Source organism: Bacillus sp. CZDM1, from assembly GCF_055502545.1.
The window spans coordinates 263,661-280,601 of record NZ_JBUESO010000008.1 but is presented as its reverse complement, the minus strand read 5'-3'; the positions used below and the strand labels follow the sequence as shown (position 1 = coordinate 280,601).

The 16,941-nt window shown below is 32.5% G+C and carries 16 protein-coding genes; 6 read left to right on the top strand and 10 right to left on the bottom strand.

Annotated elements, in window-relative coordinates; translation table 11 throughout:
- Window positions 1-37: 37 nt before the first annotated feature.
- The 5 genes from ACY3XC_RS19500 to ACY3XC_RS19480 all read right to left on the bottom strand — a co-directional run bounded on the left by ACY3XC_RS19500 (window position 38) and on the right by ACY3XC_RS19480 (window position 6,660).
- Window positions 38-745 (bottom strand): DUF262 domain-containing protein, encoded by a 708-nt coding sequence (locus ACY3XC_RS19500; RefSeq protein WP_464870001.1) that lies wholly within the window; start codon window positions 743-745, stop codon window positions 38-40.
- A gap of 287 nt (window positions 746-1,032) precedes the next feature.
- Window positions 1,033-2,685, bottom strand: coding sequence for a DUF2326 domain-containing protein (locus ACY3XC_RS19495; RefSeq protein ID WP_464870000.1), 1,653 nt, complete (start codon window positions 2,683-2,685; stop codon window positions 1,033-1,035).
- A gap of 346 nt (window positions 2,686-3,031) precedes the next feature.
- On the bottom strand, window positions 3,032-4,459 hold the full coding sequence (locus ACY3XC_RS19490; protein ID WP_464869999.1) for a metallophosphoesterase family protein: 1,428 nt from the start codon (window positions 4,457-4,459) through the stop codon (window positions 3,032-3,034).
- Window positions 4,460-4,796: 337 nt separating this feature from the next.
- A complete protein-coding gene (locus ACY3XC_RS19485; protein WP_464869998.1) occupies window positions 4,797-5,765 on the bottom strand; it encodes a site-specific integrase in 969 nt (322 codons plus the stop codon).
- 232 nt (window positions 5,766-5,997) lie between these two features.
- Window positions 5,998-6,660, bottom strand: a complete 663-nt coding sequence (locus ACY3XC_RS19480; protein WP_464869997.1) for a GIY-YIG nuclease family protein — start codon at window positions 6,658-6,660, stop codon at window positions 5,998-6,000.
- A 280-nt stretch (window positions 6,661-6,940) separates the two neighbouring features.
- Here ACY3XC_RS19480 and ACY3XC_RS19475 point away from each other — a divergent pair, with 280 nt between their 5' ends.
- Window positions 6,941-7,354, top strand: coding sequence for a hypothetical protein (locus ACY3XC_RS19475; RefSeq protein WP_464869996.1), 414 nt, complete (start codon window positions 6,941-6,943; stop codon window positions 7,352-7,354).
- 152 nt (window positions 7,355-7,506) lie between these two features.
- A complete protein-coding gene (locus tag ACY3XC_RS19470; RefSeq protein WP_464869995.1) occupies window positions 7,507-8,340 on the top strand; it encodes a toll/interleukin-1 receptor domain-containing protein in 834 nt (277 codons plus the stop codon).
- A 399-nt stretch (window positions 8,341-8,739) separates the two neighbouring features.
- Here ACY3XC_RS19470 and ACY3XC_RS19465 read toward each other — a convergent pair whose 3' ends face one another.
- From ACY3XC_RS19465 to ACY3XC_RS19455, 3 genes are all read right to left on the bottom strand, one after another.
- Window positions 8,740-8,913, bottom strand: coding sequence for a hypothetical protein (locus ACY3XC_RS19465; RefSeq protein WP_464869994.1), 174 nt, complete (start codon window positions 8,911-8,913; stop codon window positions 8,740-8,742).
- A gap of 434 nt (window positions 8,914-9,347) precedes the next feature.
- Window positions 9,348-9,710, bottom strand: a complete 363-nt coding sequence (locus ACY3XC_RS19460; protein WP_464869993.1) for a hypothetical protein — start codon at window positions 9,708-9,710, stop codon at window positions 9,348-9,350.
- 16 nt (window positions 9,711-9,726) lie between these two features.
- Window positions 9,727-10,080: a hypothetical protein gene (locus tag ACY3XC_RS19455; RefSeq protein ID WP_464869992.1), complete on the bottom strand. Its 354-nt coding sequence runs from the start codon at window positions 10,078-10,080 to the stop codon at window positions 9,727-9,729.
- A gap of 284 nt (window positions 10,081-10,364) precedes the next feature.
- Between ACY3XC_RS19455 and ACY3XC_RS19450 the strand changes: the two genes are divergently transcribed.
- Together ACY3XC_RS19450 and ACY3XC_RS19445 are read left to right on the top strand one after the other, a co-directional pair.
- Window positions 10,365-10,673 (top strand): hypothetical protein, encoded by a 309-nt coding sequence (locus ACY3XC_RS19450; protein WP_464869991.1) that lies wholly within the window; start codon window positions 10,365-10,367, stop codon window positions 10,671-10,673.
- A 20-nt stretch (window positions 10,674-10,693) separates the two neighbouring features.
- The gene (locus ACY3XC_RS19445; RefSeq protein WP_464869990.1) at window positions 10,694-10,951 is read left to right on the top strand and encodes a hypothetical protein; all 258 of its coding nucleotides are present in this window, start codon (window positions 10,694-10,696) and stop codon (window positions 10,949-10,951) included.
- A 136-nt stretch (window positions 10,952-11,087) separates the two neighbouring features.
- On the opposite strand, the gene ACY3XC_RS19440 is transcribed toward ACY3XC_RS19445, so the two are convergent.
- Both ACY3XC_RS19440 and ACY3XC_RS19435 read right to left on the bottom strand, forming a co-directional pair.
- Window positions 11,088-12,629 (bottom strand): zinc-ribbon domain-containing protein, encoded by a 1,542-nt coding sequence (locus tag ACY3XC_RS19440; RefSeq protein ID WP_464869989.1) that lies wholly within the window; start codon window positions 12,627-12,629, stop codon window positions 11,088-11,090.
- A gap of 255 nt (window positions 12,630-12,884) precedes the next feature.
- Window positions 12,885-13,328 carry a cell wall hydrolase gene (locus ACY3XC_RS19435; protein ID WP_283953780.1) on the bottom strand — a complete coding sequence of 148 codons (444 nt, stop codon included), beginning with the start codon at window positions 13,326-13,328 and terminating at the stop codon, window positions 12,885-12,887.
- 403 nt (window positions 13,329-13,731) lie between these two features.
- Between ACY3XC_RS19435 and ACY3XC_RS19430 the strand changes: the two genes are divergently transcribed.
- Both ACY3XC_RS19430 and ACY3XC_RS19425 read left to right on the top strand, forming a co-directional pair.
- Entirely contained in the window at window positions 13,732-14,967 is a 1,236-nt protein-coding gene (locus tag ACY3XC_RS19430; RefSeq protein ID WP_464869988.1) for an IS110 family RNA-guided transposase, read from the top strand.
- 432 nt (window positions 14,968-15,399) lie between these two features.
- On the top strand, window positions 15,400-16,935 hold the full coding sequence (locus ACY3XC_RS19425; protein ID WP_464869987.1) for a spore germination protein: 1,536 nt from the start codon (window positions 15,400-15,402) through the stop codon (window positions 16,933-16,935).
- The last annotated feature ends 6 nt before the right edge of the window (window positions 16,936-16,941 follow it).

Genomic DNA, 16,941 nt, shown 5'->3' with positions numbered 1-16,941 from the left:
TTAGTAGAGGATTAATTTGGTAAAAAAGTGTTCAAACTTATCTGGCGGAAACTGTTAATAATAGTTTAGCAGTTACACCTCGGTCATTTAATACCGTAAAGATTCGAAAGGCAGAATCAAAATTAGGAGTTGAAACAACAACAATATAACAAAGAGTTGCAATAACACGAGGGAGAACCTTTATGGTCTGTTCATCCAAGTCATTTAAACAATTTATAAAATGCAATGCATTATCCCGAATGTGCCTTTGACTGTCTGTTTTTACCGGAGTTTCTTTATTAAGTCTTTGAGTTCCTCCTCGTTCTTGAATATATACTTTAAAGAAATAATTATCTTTTTTCCGTAAACAAAGTCGATAAGTATCAGAGGTATTTAGAATCTTTTTTCCTTTTTGAACAATCATTTCTTCAATTTCATCTGCATAATCTTTGCTTAAATAATCCCTTAAGACAGCTAATAATATCGTAACAGTTGTTAACCTTTGTTGACCATCTAATACATCTGAATTTGGACCATCCTTCTTCACTAAAACAATACTTCCAAGAAAATATGGCTCATTTACATTAATAAAATTTTTTTCGTTAATCTCAAAATGGTCTAAATAATTTATTAAATCATTCAGAAGTTCTTCAGCTACATCCGTTGTCCAAGAATAAGGTCTCTGAACTGAAGGAATAGTAAACAAATATTCATCAGAAAACACTTTATGTATTGGTTTCTCCTCTGCTGATAATGTCGATTCCACATTGTCACCCCTATCATCTCTCAATAAAACTATTTTACTATTTTTTTACTTTTTTATATATAATTTCTATTTAATATCCCTTATTGAAGAGTAAAATAGTCCCCACCAAGTTAATTTGGCAGGGACCATTATATGTTAAAATAATTAGTTTTTTACGACAGGCATCTGTCCAAACATGATGAGCATGGAATAAGCTAAACGACACATTGGTAACTTTTTTCTCTTAAAAGCAAAGTTGGAAAACCCGTTTTTATTTGCGTTCTTTTTCTGGCAATGTAGAGGGAACATTATGATGTATATCTAAAACCAAAAAATCTTTCCGTACTATCCTCTGTACGCATTAACTTCGCAATAACTGATTCATTTTTGTAGAGTTCGGTTATAGCAGTATCCTCTAACTCGTCAACGTTAACTGTAATGAAATACTGTCCCTTAGTCATTTCTTTAAGCACTTTATCAACGTATGTTAAAAGTCTATATTTGGCGAATCTATCTGGCTTTGAATAGGAACCATCGTGAATTAAAAATGTTATGTTTTCTCTTTTGTTAAGTCCATCAATAAACCAAGTCAAATCAAACATATTGATTTTTAAATGCAGTCTTCCGTGAGATTTTTCATCATCTATTCTGCAATTTATTTTGATTCGACCTGTAGTATCATTAACGCCAGTATTGTTGTTTAATTCAATATCTAATACACCATTCTCGTCATAAACTTCTAACACAAGTCTATTAAATAACTCTTTAAGATCTCTTACAGAATTCTCATAGGTCTTGAATATATCAAGCTTTATGTCAATTTGCTTTAAAATTTCCTGCTTAATCCTGTTGATTTCAGCAGTTACATCTGTTTTTTCTTGGTACATATGAATTTTCACTCGAATCTGAGCTAATTCTTCATATTTTACACCTTTATCATTCGTTATCTTGGTTAAATCTGTAATGATATCGGTATTCTTAAAAGATTTAGTGTAGTTTTGAAGTCTTGCACTTAATTCATCAAGCTTTTTCTGCTTTTGTTTGATATCATAATCAATTTCATTAATTTTATGATTGAAATATTTCCCTCTGCTTTCAACCATGAAATTATAAAATTTAAAAATTTCTTCTTTATTCTGCTTAACTTTCTCAGGAAAGAAATTAATTAATTGCTCATAAAAAGGTTGAATGTCATTAATCAGTTTAATTTCTTCTAACTTAGCTTCTAGGTCATTAATATTATTTTGATATTGTTTTTTTACATGTTTTAGTTCAAATAGAGAATTTCGCAACTCATTAAATTGAGCTTTGTAGGTCTGATATTCCTCTGCCTCCTTTTCAAATTTCTTTGAAATTTTTATTTTATCAATAATATCATCTAATTCTTGTATTTCCTTGGACAATTTCCTCTCTAGTAACTTTAGGTCACTAACTTCATTCTTTAAAGAGTTAATCAGACTTAACTTCTGGTTTAAATCCTTTTGTTTTTTCTTGTATTTCGAAATTTCTTTTTCAAAGTCATAAGGTAAATTGAATAAGAAAGCTAGATACATAGCTTCATACATTGGGGTTCTGTTTGGAAGACCTATTTTGGTAAAACCCTCTTTTTCATCCCTTATTATATATTCCCTAAGTGCTGAAAAGGATGGTTCTTCAGGTGTAAATCCAAGTAATACATCGTTTACATATTTTTTGAAATCCTTATCTTCCTTATCAATCCAATCTCTTAAATCAAATGATACATTTTCTGCACTCAGGTAGTATCCTTTTTCAGGTTGATTAATGAGCCTTCCTAGGAAAATATTTTGATTTTCAGAAAATACCTCAAGAACTAGTAAGATATCTTTTTCTGCTAGAGCGGGCTTTCCAATAAAGTCTTTTGGACAAGAACCCCCTAACAAAAAGTTCATTGCCTCAACCATTGTGGTCTTACCAACTCCATTAGCTTCTATACCTTCCACCTTTTTTTCACCCAAAAATAACGTTTAGACCACATCGATTAAATATGTATTCCTTTAGAACTTCTTTTGTTTGAAAGCTGTATATAAGCAACCTTTTAAGAATCATTTTATTTCTTCCTCATTACTAAATTGTTTTGTAAAGATATTAAATCGAGTGAATATAAGAATGTTAATGAAAGGTATAGAACTCTTTCAATATTTAAATTCAAAACTATGTTTTGTTTTTGTGCAAATTCAAGAAATAACTGGTCAATGTGTTTCTTTTTATGAAGAAGCTCATACAATATCTTGGAAGAAACTAAGACATTCTCTTCGATTGTTTGATGTTTTGATAAAAGAAAAAAATTCATTGATTTATAGCATCCCTTTGCCTTTTGTCTTCATTATAAATATCACATTCATAAATACTCCAAAAAATTAGTATTCGAATATACGACTTCAACCGATCCTCTGAATAATTGACTTTACTTTTATATTTATTAAATAGATTATTAATCATATGATGTAAAATCAAATCTCCATTGTCATAGCTATAAAGCACATTTAAATACTCAGTTACAATAACATCAGGTATAATAAAACGTTTATCAAAGCTAAAGAAGGAAGTTGTACCCAATATTTTATTTACATTTGGAAAATAAACTGAGCATCTGTCAAATTGGCGTTCCACGGTTGGGGAACAAAGCATATTAACAAATTTTTCAGTGATATCCTTTGGAATAAATTCTTCATCGATGATATTGGATTCCTTATTTACAATTGTATGAAATTCAATCAAAAACATTCGAAACTCGTCTTCATCAATTGCAAGATGAGTATCATCTGTTATTTCAATCTTTTTTTTTAGCCGCTGAATTTCAAATTTATAACTTCCATCTACAACTTTTCTTCCTACTGAGTTATCCTGATGCCAGTATTCACCTCGCTTATTCCAGCTATGGTAAATTACTTCCCCACTAGCAGAATTGGAATCGATAGTTCCAGTAATAATAATCGGGTCAGCATAATCATCAACAAATACTGAACCTGAAGTAAACATAGTGATATTATTATAGTTATCACTATCGTTATGATAAGCAGCTTTATGAACATGACCATTCAAATAAATATCAATTTGACTGTCTGAGAATCTGTGAAGTAAACTCTCCTTTTCATCTTTGTGAATACAATCAATCGTATGATGCCCTATTGCAATGTTTATAGAATCATCCTTTGGCAATAGTTTTAAGGCTTCATACAACTTATTTAACCCAACGAGAATTTTTCCTTCTACTCCTGCTGTTCCGGCAATAAGACAAGTATTTAAATGTACCACATTAAACCCTTCACGTTTCTTTACAAAATGGAGTGAATTCATTGGATAGTCTTCACCCATATATTTCTTATAAAAGTTAAAGAAAGGCTCCTGACTAGATAGTAAAGATTTATAAGTATCAACATCCAAACTGTTGACTTCATTTTTTGCATTTGGAGAACTCAAAATTTGGTCAGTCAATCTATCATTCATTGGGTTTCTTTTAATATCGTGATTACCTGGAACGATAAATACGTTTTTTTTACTAATTTCAATGGCTGTTATAACAGAGTCTAAAAATGACTCCACTTCAGATCCATAGCTACTTCCTTGGTGGGCAATATCTCCTGTTATAAATAATAAATCAATATCACTTTTCTTTTCATTAAGATAATCAATTAATTTATCTCTCATTACAGTTGTATCATAATTATTATATAAGTGATGTATATCCGATAAATGTGCCCATTTAAGTTTCATACTCTATCCCTCTTTTATTTCTTTTGTCCACACTAAAAATTCGACATTAATTTCAATAATCCTTTATATTTGGCATTAATCCACTTAAAAGTAATTTTCTAACTTACTACTAATACCAATTGAATAATAGGATATCCAAACAAGATTTACAGTTTTTCCACAAAGGAGTCATTAATAAAACAAACTCCTGCTAGAATTGGTTCTAGCAGGAGTCTAATCTATACATTCATTGTAAAGAAGAAAATTTTCAAAGTGGGAACGAGAACAAAGGCTCTCAAACAAATATTTAAACATACACCTGGGAATAATAGTATTTGTTTTATTTTTTTCCTCATTATTATAGTCCTATCCCACTTGCTGCATTATCTTCAAATAAGTTTGCCTTTTTAATGTAACGCTGCAAAGAATCGGAGCGCTTATGTCGAGTTTGTTTCATGATTTGGTGTTCAGCTTTCCCTGCTCTTGCTGCTGTAGAACAAAAACCACTTCTTAAACTGTGAGCACCAAACCTTTCTGAATCTAATCCAACTTTTTCACAACAACCCTTTACTATTAAACGAACCGATTGAGGAGTTAACCTCTGTAGTATTTTCCCGTGCCGGTTAATATTTCTAAACAACGGACCTTCTAAGATTCCTGATGCAACTAACCAATCTTCTAAACTGCGAACGGGACATGTTAACGGATTACTTCCGTAAGGCAGTGCTACTTCTTGCCCTTCTCCTTTTTGATCCGTTTTACTTCTACCTAAATGAAGGATTAATCCATCTCTTGATTTGTAAACATTCTCAACATTTAAACTAATTAGTTCACTTCGTCGTAGTGCTCCAGCCCATCCTAGAACCAGCAAAGCCCGGTTTCGTATACCAATTAGCGTATTCTGAGGAATCGCTTCAATGATTAGGCGCAGTTCATGTAGCCAAAGGGCATCCTTCCCCTCTTCCTTAACTCCAATATTTCGTTGAATACCATCCCATACTCCTTTCACAAGTGCAGTTTTGGTTGGGCTTTGATAATCAGCTGTTTCGTGTCGTTGGGAGATAGCTGTCATTTTTCGTTTAATGGAAGATGCTTTAAGTGTCTTCCCTAAAAACGTAATGTAGTACACGATGGTTTCTGGGTCAGCTGGGAGACTTTCTAACCCATTCTTCTGACACCATTCGAAAAATTGTTTCCAGTCAATTCCGTAAGCATTTTTCGTGTTTTCGGATTTGGAGTTTGCTAGGTGTATTTTTGCTTCTTTCTGAAGTTCCAGCATCTCAGTTGAGAGAGTATTCACTTCTCTTAATTTCAATCCCAAATTCATGGATTTTTCTCCCTTCCTAGGTATCGATAAGACGGTTTATGAATAGTTAGATTACTAAAAAAATCGGGAGGAGTTTGTCCCTTTTTAATTTTATAATATGCCTATATGAATTCATGGGTAAATTCAGGTATGTCTCATTAACTCACTTTTTAAGTCCAAATTATTATGGATATGCGTCATAATTCCTATTATATTTACAAATGATACTCTAACATTGCTACTGCATTAAAAACTATCTTTTATGGACACAAATCCCCCTAGCATTTTTGTTATATCCATAATTATCTATATATGTTCTTAAAATAAATATTAAGTGTACTTCCAATTTACTTAATTCAACTTGACTTATCTCGTTTTTCCCAAATGTTAAAAGGGGCTTAAACTCAAAATCATACATTCTTTTTCTATTAAAATCATTTTGCAATTGAGTATTTTGATGATTACCTATAATTAGGTCATACTGGTGCTTCTCTAACCTTTTTCTTATCTCAGTTGATTGTCCAATGTAGAATTTCCTTAGACCATTATTTTTATTTAAAACGATAATGATATAAAGCCCTATATCATAGTGAACCACTTGATTTGATGCATTTATTGGTCCGTTGAATCCGAAATTCTTGTTATATGTTACTAGAGCATGAATTAACTGATTTCTTTTTTCACGAATCTTTTTTGGAGAAGTCCCTTTGGGGAAATTTAATATGGTGGCATATTCCAGCTCATGGTTATGTGCGAATGCAAGGTTCAATCCTTTGCTTTCATGGCTGCCATCTTCGATCCTCCACATGTGATTACGAACCCGGTCATACATATTTTTCCTAGAGCATCCAAAATAAAATTTCTTCGTGTTAAAATCGACAATTCCATATACACCTGCCGAGCTATTAACAATCATTCAATCACCCTTCACAATATATTGTTTATACTTATGATTGTAAGATTCTGGAGACATAAGTATCAATGTTATGTCTTGTATAGATATAATAATGACCTTCAAATATTGTCAATAAAACACTTAAAAATAAGGCTTTATCTGCTTAAATATATTTCTAGTTAACTGTCCTTTTTAACTGTCATTACCTAGTAAAAAATGTGAAAAATCCGCATAGTGAATGAGATATAACACAAAATTTTAATAGCTGCTACAATTTTAAAAATTGTGGGAGTGATTTTGTTTGAAAGCAGGAAAATTCAAAAACTGGTGTATAAAGGAGATTAATCATAATTTCTATGTTTACAGCTGGTGCTATCGACCTAAAGCATTTCGAACACCCAGACGAAAACAAAGGTATTATTGGTGTTATCGCGGGAAGTTTGGCAGCAATGAAGTAAATAACTTTTTAAGAACATTACCAGAGGATGAACAAAAGCAAGTTCATTTGGAATTTGACAGGTTAGTAAAGCAGTCGCTCAAAAGAAATGAGGCTTTACAAGCACTTGAAAAAGAAGAGCCTTTTAATTCTGAAAAAAAAGCCATAATGATGATTTACAATAGTAAAAAACGGCGATTGGCGCTTAAGGATTTCAATAAAAAAATAAAATATGCGATAAGAGAAGTAAATAAAAATCTGACCAAGCCTAATAAATAGTCTTGGTTTTTAGCTATAAAATGATTCATGCTTATTTAATGTGTGTTAAGTAAAGGAAAAAATGATAGGATAGATATGGAGACAGCAGGGTTTACTTTTAATTTGTATTGATTTGAATTATAAAAATATTACAAAGGATTGAAGCACAAATAATGCCAAGTATATCGTTAATGGAATCTAAAATAAAAAGGCTACGATTAGACATAAGTGGATTAGAAGGGAAACGGGCAAGTGCAGTGAAGGACGAAAGTAACTCAATAAAAAAAATAAATAGTGCTAACTCAGCGTTAAAAAGAACGAAGAGCACATCCACAATTTCTTCAAAATTAAAAGAAATAGAGCGTGAAAATAAAAAAATTCAAAAAGCAAAAGAAGACCAGGCAAAATTTATGACTGAATTATCTAAAAAAAATATGGAATTAAATAAAGCATTATCAGAACTAAGTAAGACACAACAAAAAGAAGTCGAAAAAGTATATGCTCAGCAGGAAGATAAGTTTAATGAATTATTCTCCCAACAAAAATCCGACCTGGAAAGACTGACTTCTTTACCTAATTATGAATTAGAAGAATCTAAGGAATATGATGTTTTTATATCCCATTCTACGGATGATAAAGACAGTTATGTTTCGGAATTGGCGGAAAAGTTGAAATCAACTGGTGTTACAATCTGGTATGATACGGACAGCATAGGTTGGGGACAAAGTATAAGAAAAGAAATCGATAAAGGACTTGCTAAATCCAAGTATGGAATAGTAATTATTTCTCCGAGTTTCATAGAGAAGTATTGGACCAATTATGAACTCGACGGATTTTTAAACAAAGAAAGTACAACCGGGAATCAAATGTTACTACCTATTTGGCACAATGTTACAGCAGACCAAGTAAAGAAATACAGTTATTCCTTAGCTGGTAAATTAGCCCTTAACACAGCTTTAAATACAATAGATGATATAGTAGAAAATGTAAAAAAAATTATTAAATAATAATTATCAACTAATTCATAAGGAATTACTTATGGTTAATTTTACTTAACTAAAAAAGAGATGAATAGAAAAACATATTTTTATAATAAGATGTAACATACACGATTGTATTCAAAGCTTGTATATTACGCCTTATTTCTCTAGCCCCTTTGGTTACAGTAACAATCAGCCATTCACTCACTGTTTTGAGGGGGATTAGAGAAACTTCCTACTATGCCCTTGAAATTTTTTGATCAGAAATACCATCATTGTAAACACTATTCTAATGTACTAAATCCTTTTTATTGGCTGTTATTAAATTTGAAACGGAACAAAAAAGAACCCTTTTCTTTGTAGGGTTCAATTTTCCTATATTATCTTTGTTCCAAAGTATTTCTAAACATCCATGCAATTATTTACTTAATCATTATCTTGCTCATCGTCCCTTACCTCATCATCCCACTCAGTCCTGTAAGAATCTCCGTCACCATCATCATATAATTCCTCATACTCACTCATTGTCATGTTTTCTTCAAGACATTCATCACTACAATAGTAAAAAAGCCCATTTTCTATACAGTAGCCTTCATACATTTTTTTCCGCACTCCGAACAGATACGATATTCTCTTTTTGCCAGCATTTCTTCCTCCAAATTAATTTTACTGTAAACTATAGATTTTTAAGTAAAAATGATTTTCCTTGTTTGTTACTTGAATTTTTTAATATAGTATCATCGATTTCATTTAGGTCAATAAAAAGTATTGTAGTTGAAAAATTAACTATATAATCGTTAATTGAAAATTTATTAGTTAGAGGAACTTTAAGACATGAGGTTCATTCATAAAGAGGAAATTAGGGTCATTTCTTAACTTTCAGGTGCCCTTCGATAAAATATCCAATGATACATAAAAATAAAAAAAGGAGCTATTTTCGCCTATGAAAGTAAGATTAAGTCCGAATTCTTTTGATAACCTTATATTTATTTCCTTATATTCATTACCTTTACCACAGTAATCTCAGCCGAATACTAATCATTTTTTCTTTTATTTCGTTTCTTTGCTAAGAACTCTTTGGCTTTTACAATAACGGCTGCATTTCTTTCTTTGAAAAAGTTGTTCCTCTCTTGGAGAATTTTACTCGACGGTTTAATTTTTAAAATCTTTATTTCTGCCCTTACAGATTCAATGACTTCTAATGCTTCATCAAATTGTTCTATGTCACTATCTTTCTTATCTTCAATCATTTGCTCCAACGAACGGTTATCTATCATTGGTCTCAGTTTCTTCTGAAACTCCGCTGATTTTGCTTTTGATTCTTTTCTTTTTGCTACCCGCTCAATTCTGTTCATTTCTACTATTTCCTTGATAGATGGCAATTCATGTTTTTTCATTAATAACAACCTCCTCCTACAATGGTAACAGCATCAACCGAAAAGGAGCCATCTCCACTTCTGTTTCTAAATCCTTCTCAATCATTGAAAATACCTCGTTTTTAAAAAAAGAAAACACTTTTTTCATGCCAATGACTCTCATAAAGTTTTCAGGTTGTTCATATTTGTAAAACTCCGAATGGTATTCACATTGAATTGAAAAGTTTTCAGACATATCAGGTTCTATTAAATTACTTAATTTAAAAATATACTTCTCATGGTCATAATACATTTTAAATCGTATTTGGATAAAAAGAGTACCATCATAAACGAGATGTGCTCTTTCCAATAAAACAAATTTAGCTGGCAATGTCGCTATCATCAGTTCCACAGTAACACTTCCTTTTTCCTCTAATCATACCGAACGTTAGTTCCCTAGCGCAATAAAAATGACTTACAGATTACCACAAAATTCTTAAGCAATAATTTATGAATCGGGAAATGCATATCGTATTTACTACAAAAGACCAGTGGAAACTTATTAACAAGATGGCAGCATTAACTCTCCTTGACCATCAATGATTATTGGTGGTTGTTAACTGTATAATCATCAAGTGACGACTACCATTTTTTAGGTTAAAATTAACATAAAGAATCATATTGAGGTGAATAAAAATGAGAGAAGAACAGTTCATTTCGTTTTTAGAAAAAGATAATAACATTGAGAGTAAAATTAAGGCTGTAAGATCCAGAATAAGTAAAGCAAGAAGAGTAGAAGAGTTATTCCGTGTTAACCTAGATGAAGTTGTTAAAAATGACAAAGCTACTTATGAGTTACTAAAGAAATTAAGGGAATCAATTGATGTAAATACACAGGGCAGTCATGGGAATGCTGTTCGTAAATACTATCAGTTCATTAATCAAAAAAAATTCCCTACACTTGCTCGGTATGAACAAAAAATGAAATTTAGTTCAATAGTCTAATTGGCTGAGGAGAATGTATAATGCAGGGTTACGATAAGCTAACTGCTAAGCAAAAAGAGCTTTTCGAGGAAACATACGAAGCTCATACTTCTACAATGGATGAAGAATGGAAAAAGAGGCACTCCAGAGAAAAAATTATCGAGTTTAAATGGGATAATCATGAAGAACTATTAGAAGTTTATTTTAAATGGAATCACCCCAAAAAAGGATACTTAAAAGTTTATTATGACAATGGCGAATGGTATCACTTAGCTCCCGGCGAAATGTTTAAAATTTAATAAGGTGTAATATAAAAACGACAGAATAACTGTCGTCTTAAAAATTTCTTATTGAACATAAGCACCCGTGAGCTTAAGTACAATTTTTCACAACCTTGCTTTCTTTGATAAAAACTGCTAACCATATTCCACTCTTTTAATAAATGCGGGTGTTTTGTAACAAACTTTTTGCTCCTAATTTCCTGTTTTTTAAACAGATAGAACAATTCGTTGCGTTTTTTTCTCTTGTCCGATTGTAAACAATGGCTTTAAATTCATGCCCTTCTTTACATTTCCACCAAACTTCTTGTGCTGATTTGGTCGTCACTTCCCAAGGGTTAAGAATTCCATTCTTCTCATAATCCCATTCTTCGACTAAGTGTGGATGGGTAAAAGCAATACTTCTACATTTCGGACAGGTGGAAGGATTTTTATTGCTTCTTGTCCGATTATAAATATGGGCTTCCCAATCGTGACCGTTCGGACATTTCCACCATATTTTTTCATGAGAACCAAAAGAATATTGTTCGGGTAATTTGCCAATATTCTTTTTGTAGTTCCATTCATTTGCTAAGTCGGGGTGTGTATGAACAAGTGTATTCTCCCCCAAATCTCTATAACAATCGGGGCATCCAGAGGGATTGATAGACTTTGTTCTATTAGATACAACTGCTTCCCATTCATGTCCTTTCTCACATCGCCACCAAACCGATTGCTTTGCTCCCCTTGGTACTTTAAAAGGAGAAAGACCGTGATTTTTTTCATAATTCCATTCTTTCATCAATTCGGGATGGCATAAAGCTAAACTATTTTCCCAAGTTGTGGTTGAGATCTGACCGTAAATTGCCGTTCTTTCTGAATAAGAATCAATAATTAGAATTGAACAGAGTTTTACACCAAGATTTTTTTGAATGAAGTTAAGAATATACAAAATGGCTAGGTCAAGACTTTGAAAATATTCTTTTGAATAATGCTTATTAAAAGCATGGATAAATGTGTTAGGGTGTTCGGTCTGTGGCATTAAATTTCTTTTTTTCTCAAACTCTAAAATTCTTATCAACTTGATTCCTTGCTCTTTCAGAAACTGATTCTTTTGAAAATCTTTCTGCTTTTTATCTTGGTGATAGACCCTTCCATCATATTCAATTGCTAACTGTAAAGAAGGAATAAAAACATCCACTTCCACTTTTCCATTTACTTTATAACGGCTAACGGTATCGGGAAAGGCTCGTTTTACATACATAAATATAGCTTGCTCAGGAATTGAACTTTGAAACCCTTGTTTACATTTAATACAACCTTGTTGGTCAACTGTACGTGCTTTTACGGGCATTTGCCACTCGTGTCCTCTTTGACATTGCCACCATACTTTTTGTTGTGACCCGTAAGTAACCTCATAAGGAGTTTTTTTATTTTTGGTAGGATGCCATTCAGAAGCAATGTGTTGGTGTGTGACTGCTAAGTTATTATCTTTTCCCACTCTTTTATTACTACATTCGGGGCAACCTTGCCCTCTGTTTCGGTCAGCACATCTAGCTTCCCATTCATGACCTTTTTGGCATTTCCACCAAACTTTTTTATGAGAATTTGGGGGAATATCAAACGGTGTGAGAGAATTATTTCTTCTGGAGTGCCATTCTTGTGCCAATTTTGGATTAACCGCAGCAAGACAGTATTCTTTGCTAACTTTACTAGCCATACCAAAACTTCCTTTTATGTTAAATAGAAAAATTAGAAAACGTGTGAACGTAACCCGTTCACATATTTATCTTACACTATTTACTTTACTTTGGTTTAGGTCTTTATTTCTTTTCCTTATTGTGTTAAAGCACCCGTTAGCTTAAGTACAATATTTCACAATCTTGCTTTCTTGGATAAAAAATATTACTAAAACTTTTATTTAATTTTGTGTAAATATTCTAAATAAGTAAAAAAGCTTACTCAAAGAGTAAGCTTAACCGCTATAAACACTATCACATGTTCCAGCTTTTGGTTCATAAAAACAATGTTCTTTAAATTGACCAGATTGAGGTTGATCGTACCATGTAGGAGGACACCCTGGCGCCGTTGGATTAAAATACCAAAGAGCATATTTCGCTGGATGATCTCTCCAACCATCTATATTTTGTTGTGCTAATCTTCTTTCAGAAGTTCTTGATCTTTGATAAAAAACATTCCCTTTTTGCACTGCTTCAAAAGAATAGTTTCCTCCTTGTATTTGAAATATTACATCATGAATATTGTTTACATCTTTGAAATCTAAGCATTGTGCTACAACACGATTTATTATTACATTTCCAACATATAACATTCCTTGCTTTCCTTCGCCTTCTGCTTCTGCTCTCATCATTCTTGCCATTTCATCTACTTCATGACTTCTAGCTCTTGCTCTTGCCATTTCATCACCTCCCAAATTAATGTATGAAAAAAAGCCTACATTCATGTTATTGTTTATATAATAAGAATGCTTAGTTTTTTTAGCATACAGTTTTTAAGTAAAATGAAAACTATTGCATTCTTTTTATACCTTTATTCAACTATACTGCTTCGTTCGTATTATAAGGTCACCAGATATTTCTGGTTGACCATTTTTTATTTGGTCTTATTATATCAGTAGCCAGGGTAGAACGTAACTGCTCGTGGGGCCTTCGACCCCGTCAACTAAACGGTTCGCCCCCTTACTTGTAGAAACATGATTGAGGCTGGTTGGGACTTGGATCTCGTATAACAAGCGAAGCTGTGACACTGCATGGAGGAATTAGGGGTACTGGCAAATTACTAGTTTAGGAGTGTGATTGAGAATGAATCCAGTCGTTGGTCTGGATATTTCAAAAGGGGAAAGTCAGGTACAAACATTTTTGGATAAAGGCAAACCATATCGTAAGAGTTTTAAAGTTTCTCATACTCTAGAAGGTCTAAGTTTACTTGTAGATTTTCTTGAGGAAGTTAAGAGAGAAACAGGTAAGAAACCACCTGTTGTTTTAGAGGCAACAGGACATTATCACTCCTCTGTTGTTCAATACATAGAGGACCGTGGATATTTAATGATTATTATTAATCCATTGATTTCTTATAAGGCTAAAAGTTCAAGTCTTAGGAAGGTAAAGACAGATGCGGTTGATGCTTATCTTCTCTGCGAACTGTTTTATAAAGAAGAACTAGAGCCATATAAAAAGCGAGGAGTTCAACTTTTAAACCTTCGAAATCTAACAAGACAGCACGAGAATATAACTGGGGTATTAATCCAAACAAAGCTACAATTTCAAGCCATTTTGGACCAGGTCTTTCCTGAATATAGAGGGGTTTTTGGCGACTTATATTCAGTAGTATCACTCTTAACTCTTTCAGAGTTTCCCTCATCTGAAGATGTATTAGAGGCAAGTGTAGAAATCATAGCTGACAAAATCGCTCAATTATGTAAAAGTCGTTCATACAGATGGGCTAATGAAAAGGCTATTCAACTCAAAGCTGCCGCAAACCGAAATCCGTTTGAAAAGACTTTGTATCAGAGTCATATTTTGAGTCTTGGTATGTATATAAACATCATTCTTCAATACAAAGAGCACCTATCCAAGTTAGAGTCAGAGATAGATGCCTTCGCAAAAGAAGTTGAAGAATATAATATTATCAAATCTATCCCAGGTATCGGAGAAAAGATCGCTGCAACGATCATTTCAGAAATTGGGGAGATAGATCGATTTACTGATCCTAAAAAGCTGGTAGCTTTCGCTGGTGTTGACCCTAGTGTATTTGAATCAGGTAAGTTTACAGCTACCAGGAATCGAATCACAAAAAGAGGGTCCAGCAGGCTTCGCCACGCCCTATATATGGCTGTTCGTTGTTCTATACGTGACTGTCGTAAAAGCAAAACAAGTGATGAAATTATTCCTCGTAATAAGAAATTACGAGAGTTCTATGATAAAAAACGTGAAGAAGGAAAACCCTTTAAAGTAGCTGTTATTGCATGTGTTAATAAGCTCTTACATTGGATTTTTGCCCTTTTAAAGAATAAAACGACTTTCCAAGATATAGCTTAAAACCTATATCTAACTAAATAACACAAAACCTTCCAAAATTAGGCTAACGGAAGGTTATTTGGCATGCACATTTTTAGTATAGCATGAGATATTTTAAATTTTTATTGAAAAATATTGACAAACTATTAGCTGGTTTAGTTCAACAAAAGAGTGCAATACTCCAACTGACGTAATGCTTTAAACTATCGCTCACCATATAGTTTTATACAAAATCATAAACAATCCTTATCACCAAAAATGATTTTAGTTTACCGTTATTCATGATACGGTTCTCCGTAATGTATCTAAGTGAGGTTTTTATTCACCCTCTTTACAGTACACAGCTACTAATGCTGTTTCCACACAGTTTTTAGTCCCAGAAATCACTTTCTGTTCAATTACAAATAAACATTCAAAGGTCAATCCTTACTTCTTTGTTAAAACAAGTATAAAATGATGCCTACTTCAAATACTAAAAAAAATCTATTGAAGGATATGTTTCAATTGAAAATCCATCTAAATAAAAATAACTGCCCTAATTATGAAAAAATTAAATACATCCTCAACGAATCACCAGACTTAATGTGTAGAACACTTGAAGTTGGTGGAGATTGTCTCGAAGTTATTTTTATGAAAAATTTAATTAAACATGAGTTTCTAAATGAGTATGTAATTAAATACATTCAACAACTTCCAATAGAATACATAACTTTCTCTTACTTATTGAAAAACATACCAATGGACGAAGTAAAGACAAACTTTGATGAACAAGAGGTTATCTCTTCCCTCTTAAATGGATTCGTTTATATTTACTTATCAGTCGAAAGTAAAGCATTTATGGTAAATTGCACTAACCCTATTGAAAGGTCTATCGAGAAAGCTGAAACAGAATCATTGGTATACGGTCCTAAAATATCATTTACAGAATCATTAACTTCAAATATAAAAATTATAAGACAAAATCTAAAAGATTCTAATTTGTGTACAGATGAACTAGAAATAGGAGAACGTGCTAAAAAGCAAGTAAGAATTATATATATTAAAGATATAGCGGATGATGACATACTTAAAACACTTAAGGAAAGGTTTGAAAAAATAAAAACTGACGATATAAGTGACAGTTCAGTATTAGCACAATGTCTTGAAGATAATCATTACTCGTTTTTTCCACAGTTTATATTAACAGAGTTGCCCGATCGATTCCTCTATTCTATTTTAAACGGAAGGATTGGTGTTCTAATAGATAGAAGTCCCGTTGCCATTATAGGACCTGCTAATTTTTTATCATTTTTTGAATCAACAGAAGATATTTATTTAAGATGGTCCTTAAGTACTTTTATTAGATTTATACGATTATTTGCTATGGTTGGGTCACTCCTCTTTACAGCATTCTATGTTGCAACCATTACCTATCACTTTGAACTTATTCCATCTAAATTGTTAATAATAATTGGTCAATCCCGTTCACAAGTTCCTTTCCCCCCTTTGCTAGAAGCACTTTTATTGGAATTTTTAATTGAATTACTTAGAGAAGCAGGGGCACGCCTTCCTTCAAAAGTTGGTCAAACAATGGGAATTGTTGGAGGGATTGTTATTGGCCAAGCAACTGTGGAGGCGGGCTTGACTAGTAATATTCTAATTATTATTGTGGCATTTAGTGCATTGGGGGCGTTTATGGCTCCTATTTATGAAATGGGGACTGCTATAAGAGTTGCCAGATTTCCTTTCATCATTCTAGCTGGTGTTTGGGGATTAAATGGAATTATTATCGGTGTCTGTGTACTGATGGTCCACTTGTTAAAATTGACATCATTAAACAAACCTTATCTTGCACCTTTATACCCGTTAAGGATCGAGGATTTAAAATATTTCTTAATACGTCTCCCACATCATTTTTATATGAGACGTCCTATTGTCAATCGTCCATTAAATGCAATCCGCACCAGGTGGAAATCTAAAAAAACAGAAAAAGATTTGGATGAATTTTGAGGTGGA

What these genes read in the sequence shown, in the direction of transcription:
- ACY3XC_RS19460 (WP_464869993.1), bottom strand. Translation starts at nt 9,710, where the DNA reads ATGAAAAAACATGAATTGCCATCTATCAAGGAAATAGTAGAAATGAAC.
- ACY3XC_RS19425 (WP_464869987.1), top strand. Translation starts at nt 15,400, where the DNA reads ATGATGCCTACTTCAAATACTAAAAAAAATCTATTGAAGGATATGTTT.
- ACY3XC_RS19430 (WP_464869988.1), top strand. Translation starts at nt 13,732, where the DNA reads ATGAATCCAGTCGTTGGTCTGGATATTTCAAAAGGGGAAAGTCAGGTA.
- ACY3XC_RS19445 (WP_464869990.1), top strand. Translation starts at nt 10,694, where the DNA reads ATGCAGGGTTACGATAAGCTAACTGCTAAGCAAAAAGAGCTTTTCGAG.
- ACY3XC_RS19470 (WP_464869995.1), top strand. Translation starts at nt 7,507, where the DNA reads ATGCCAAGTATATCGTTAATGGAATCTAAAATAAAAAGGCTACGATTA.
- ACY3XC_RS19450 (WP_464869991.1), top strand. Translation starts at nt 10,365, where the DNA reads ATGAGAGAAGAACAGTTCATTTCGTTTTTAGAAAAAGATAATAACATT.
- ACY3XC_RS19465 (WP_464869994.1), bottom strand. Translation starts at nt 8,913, where the DNA reads ATGTATGAAGGCTACTGTATAGAAAATGGGCTTTTTTACTATTGTAGT.
- ACY3XC_RS19435 (WP_283953780.1), bottom strand. Translation starts at nt 13,328, where the DNA reads ATGGCAAGAGCAAGAGCTAGAAGTCATGAAGTAGATGAAATGGCAAGA.
- ACY3XC_RS19490 (WP_464869999.1), bottom strand. Translation starts at nt 4,459, where the DNA reads ATGAAACTTAAATGGGCACATTTATCGGATATACATCACTTATATAAT.
- ACY3XC_RS19485 (WP_464869998.1), bottom strand. Translation starts at nt 5,765, where the DNA reads ATGAATTTGGGATTGAAATTAAGAGAAGTGAATACTCTCTCAACTGAG.
- ACY3XC_RS19440 (WP_464869989.1), bottom strand. Translation starts at nt 12,629, where the DNA reads ATGGCTAGTAAAGTTAGCAAAGAATACTGTCTTGCTGCGGTTAATCCA.
- ACY3XC_RS19480 (WP_464869997.1), bottom strand. Translation starts at nt 6,660, where the DNA reads ATGATTGTTAATAGCTCGGCAGGTGTATATGGAATTGTCGATTTTAAC.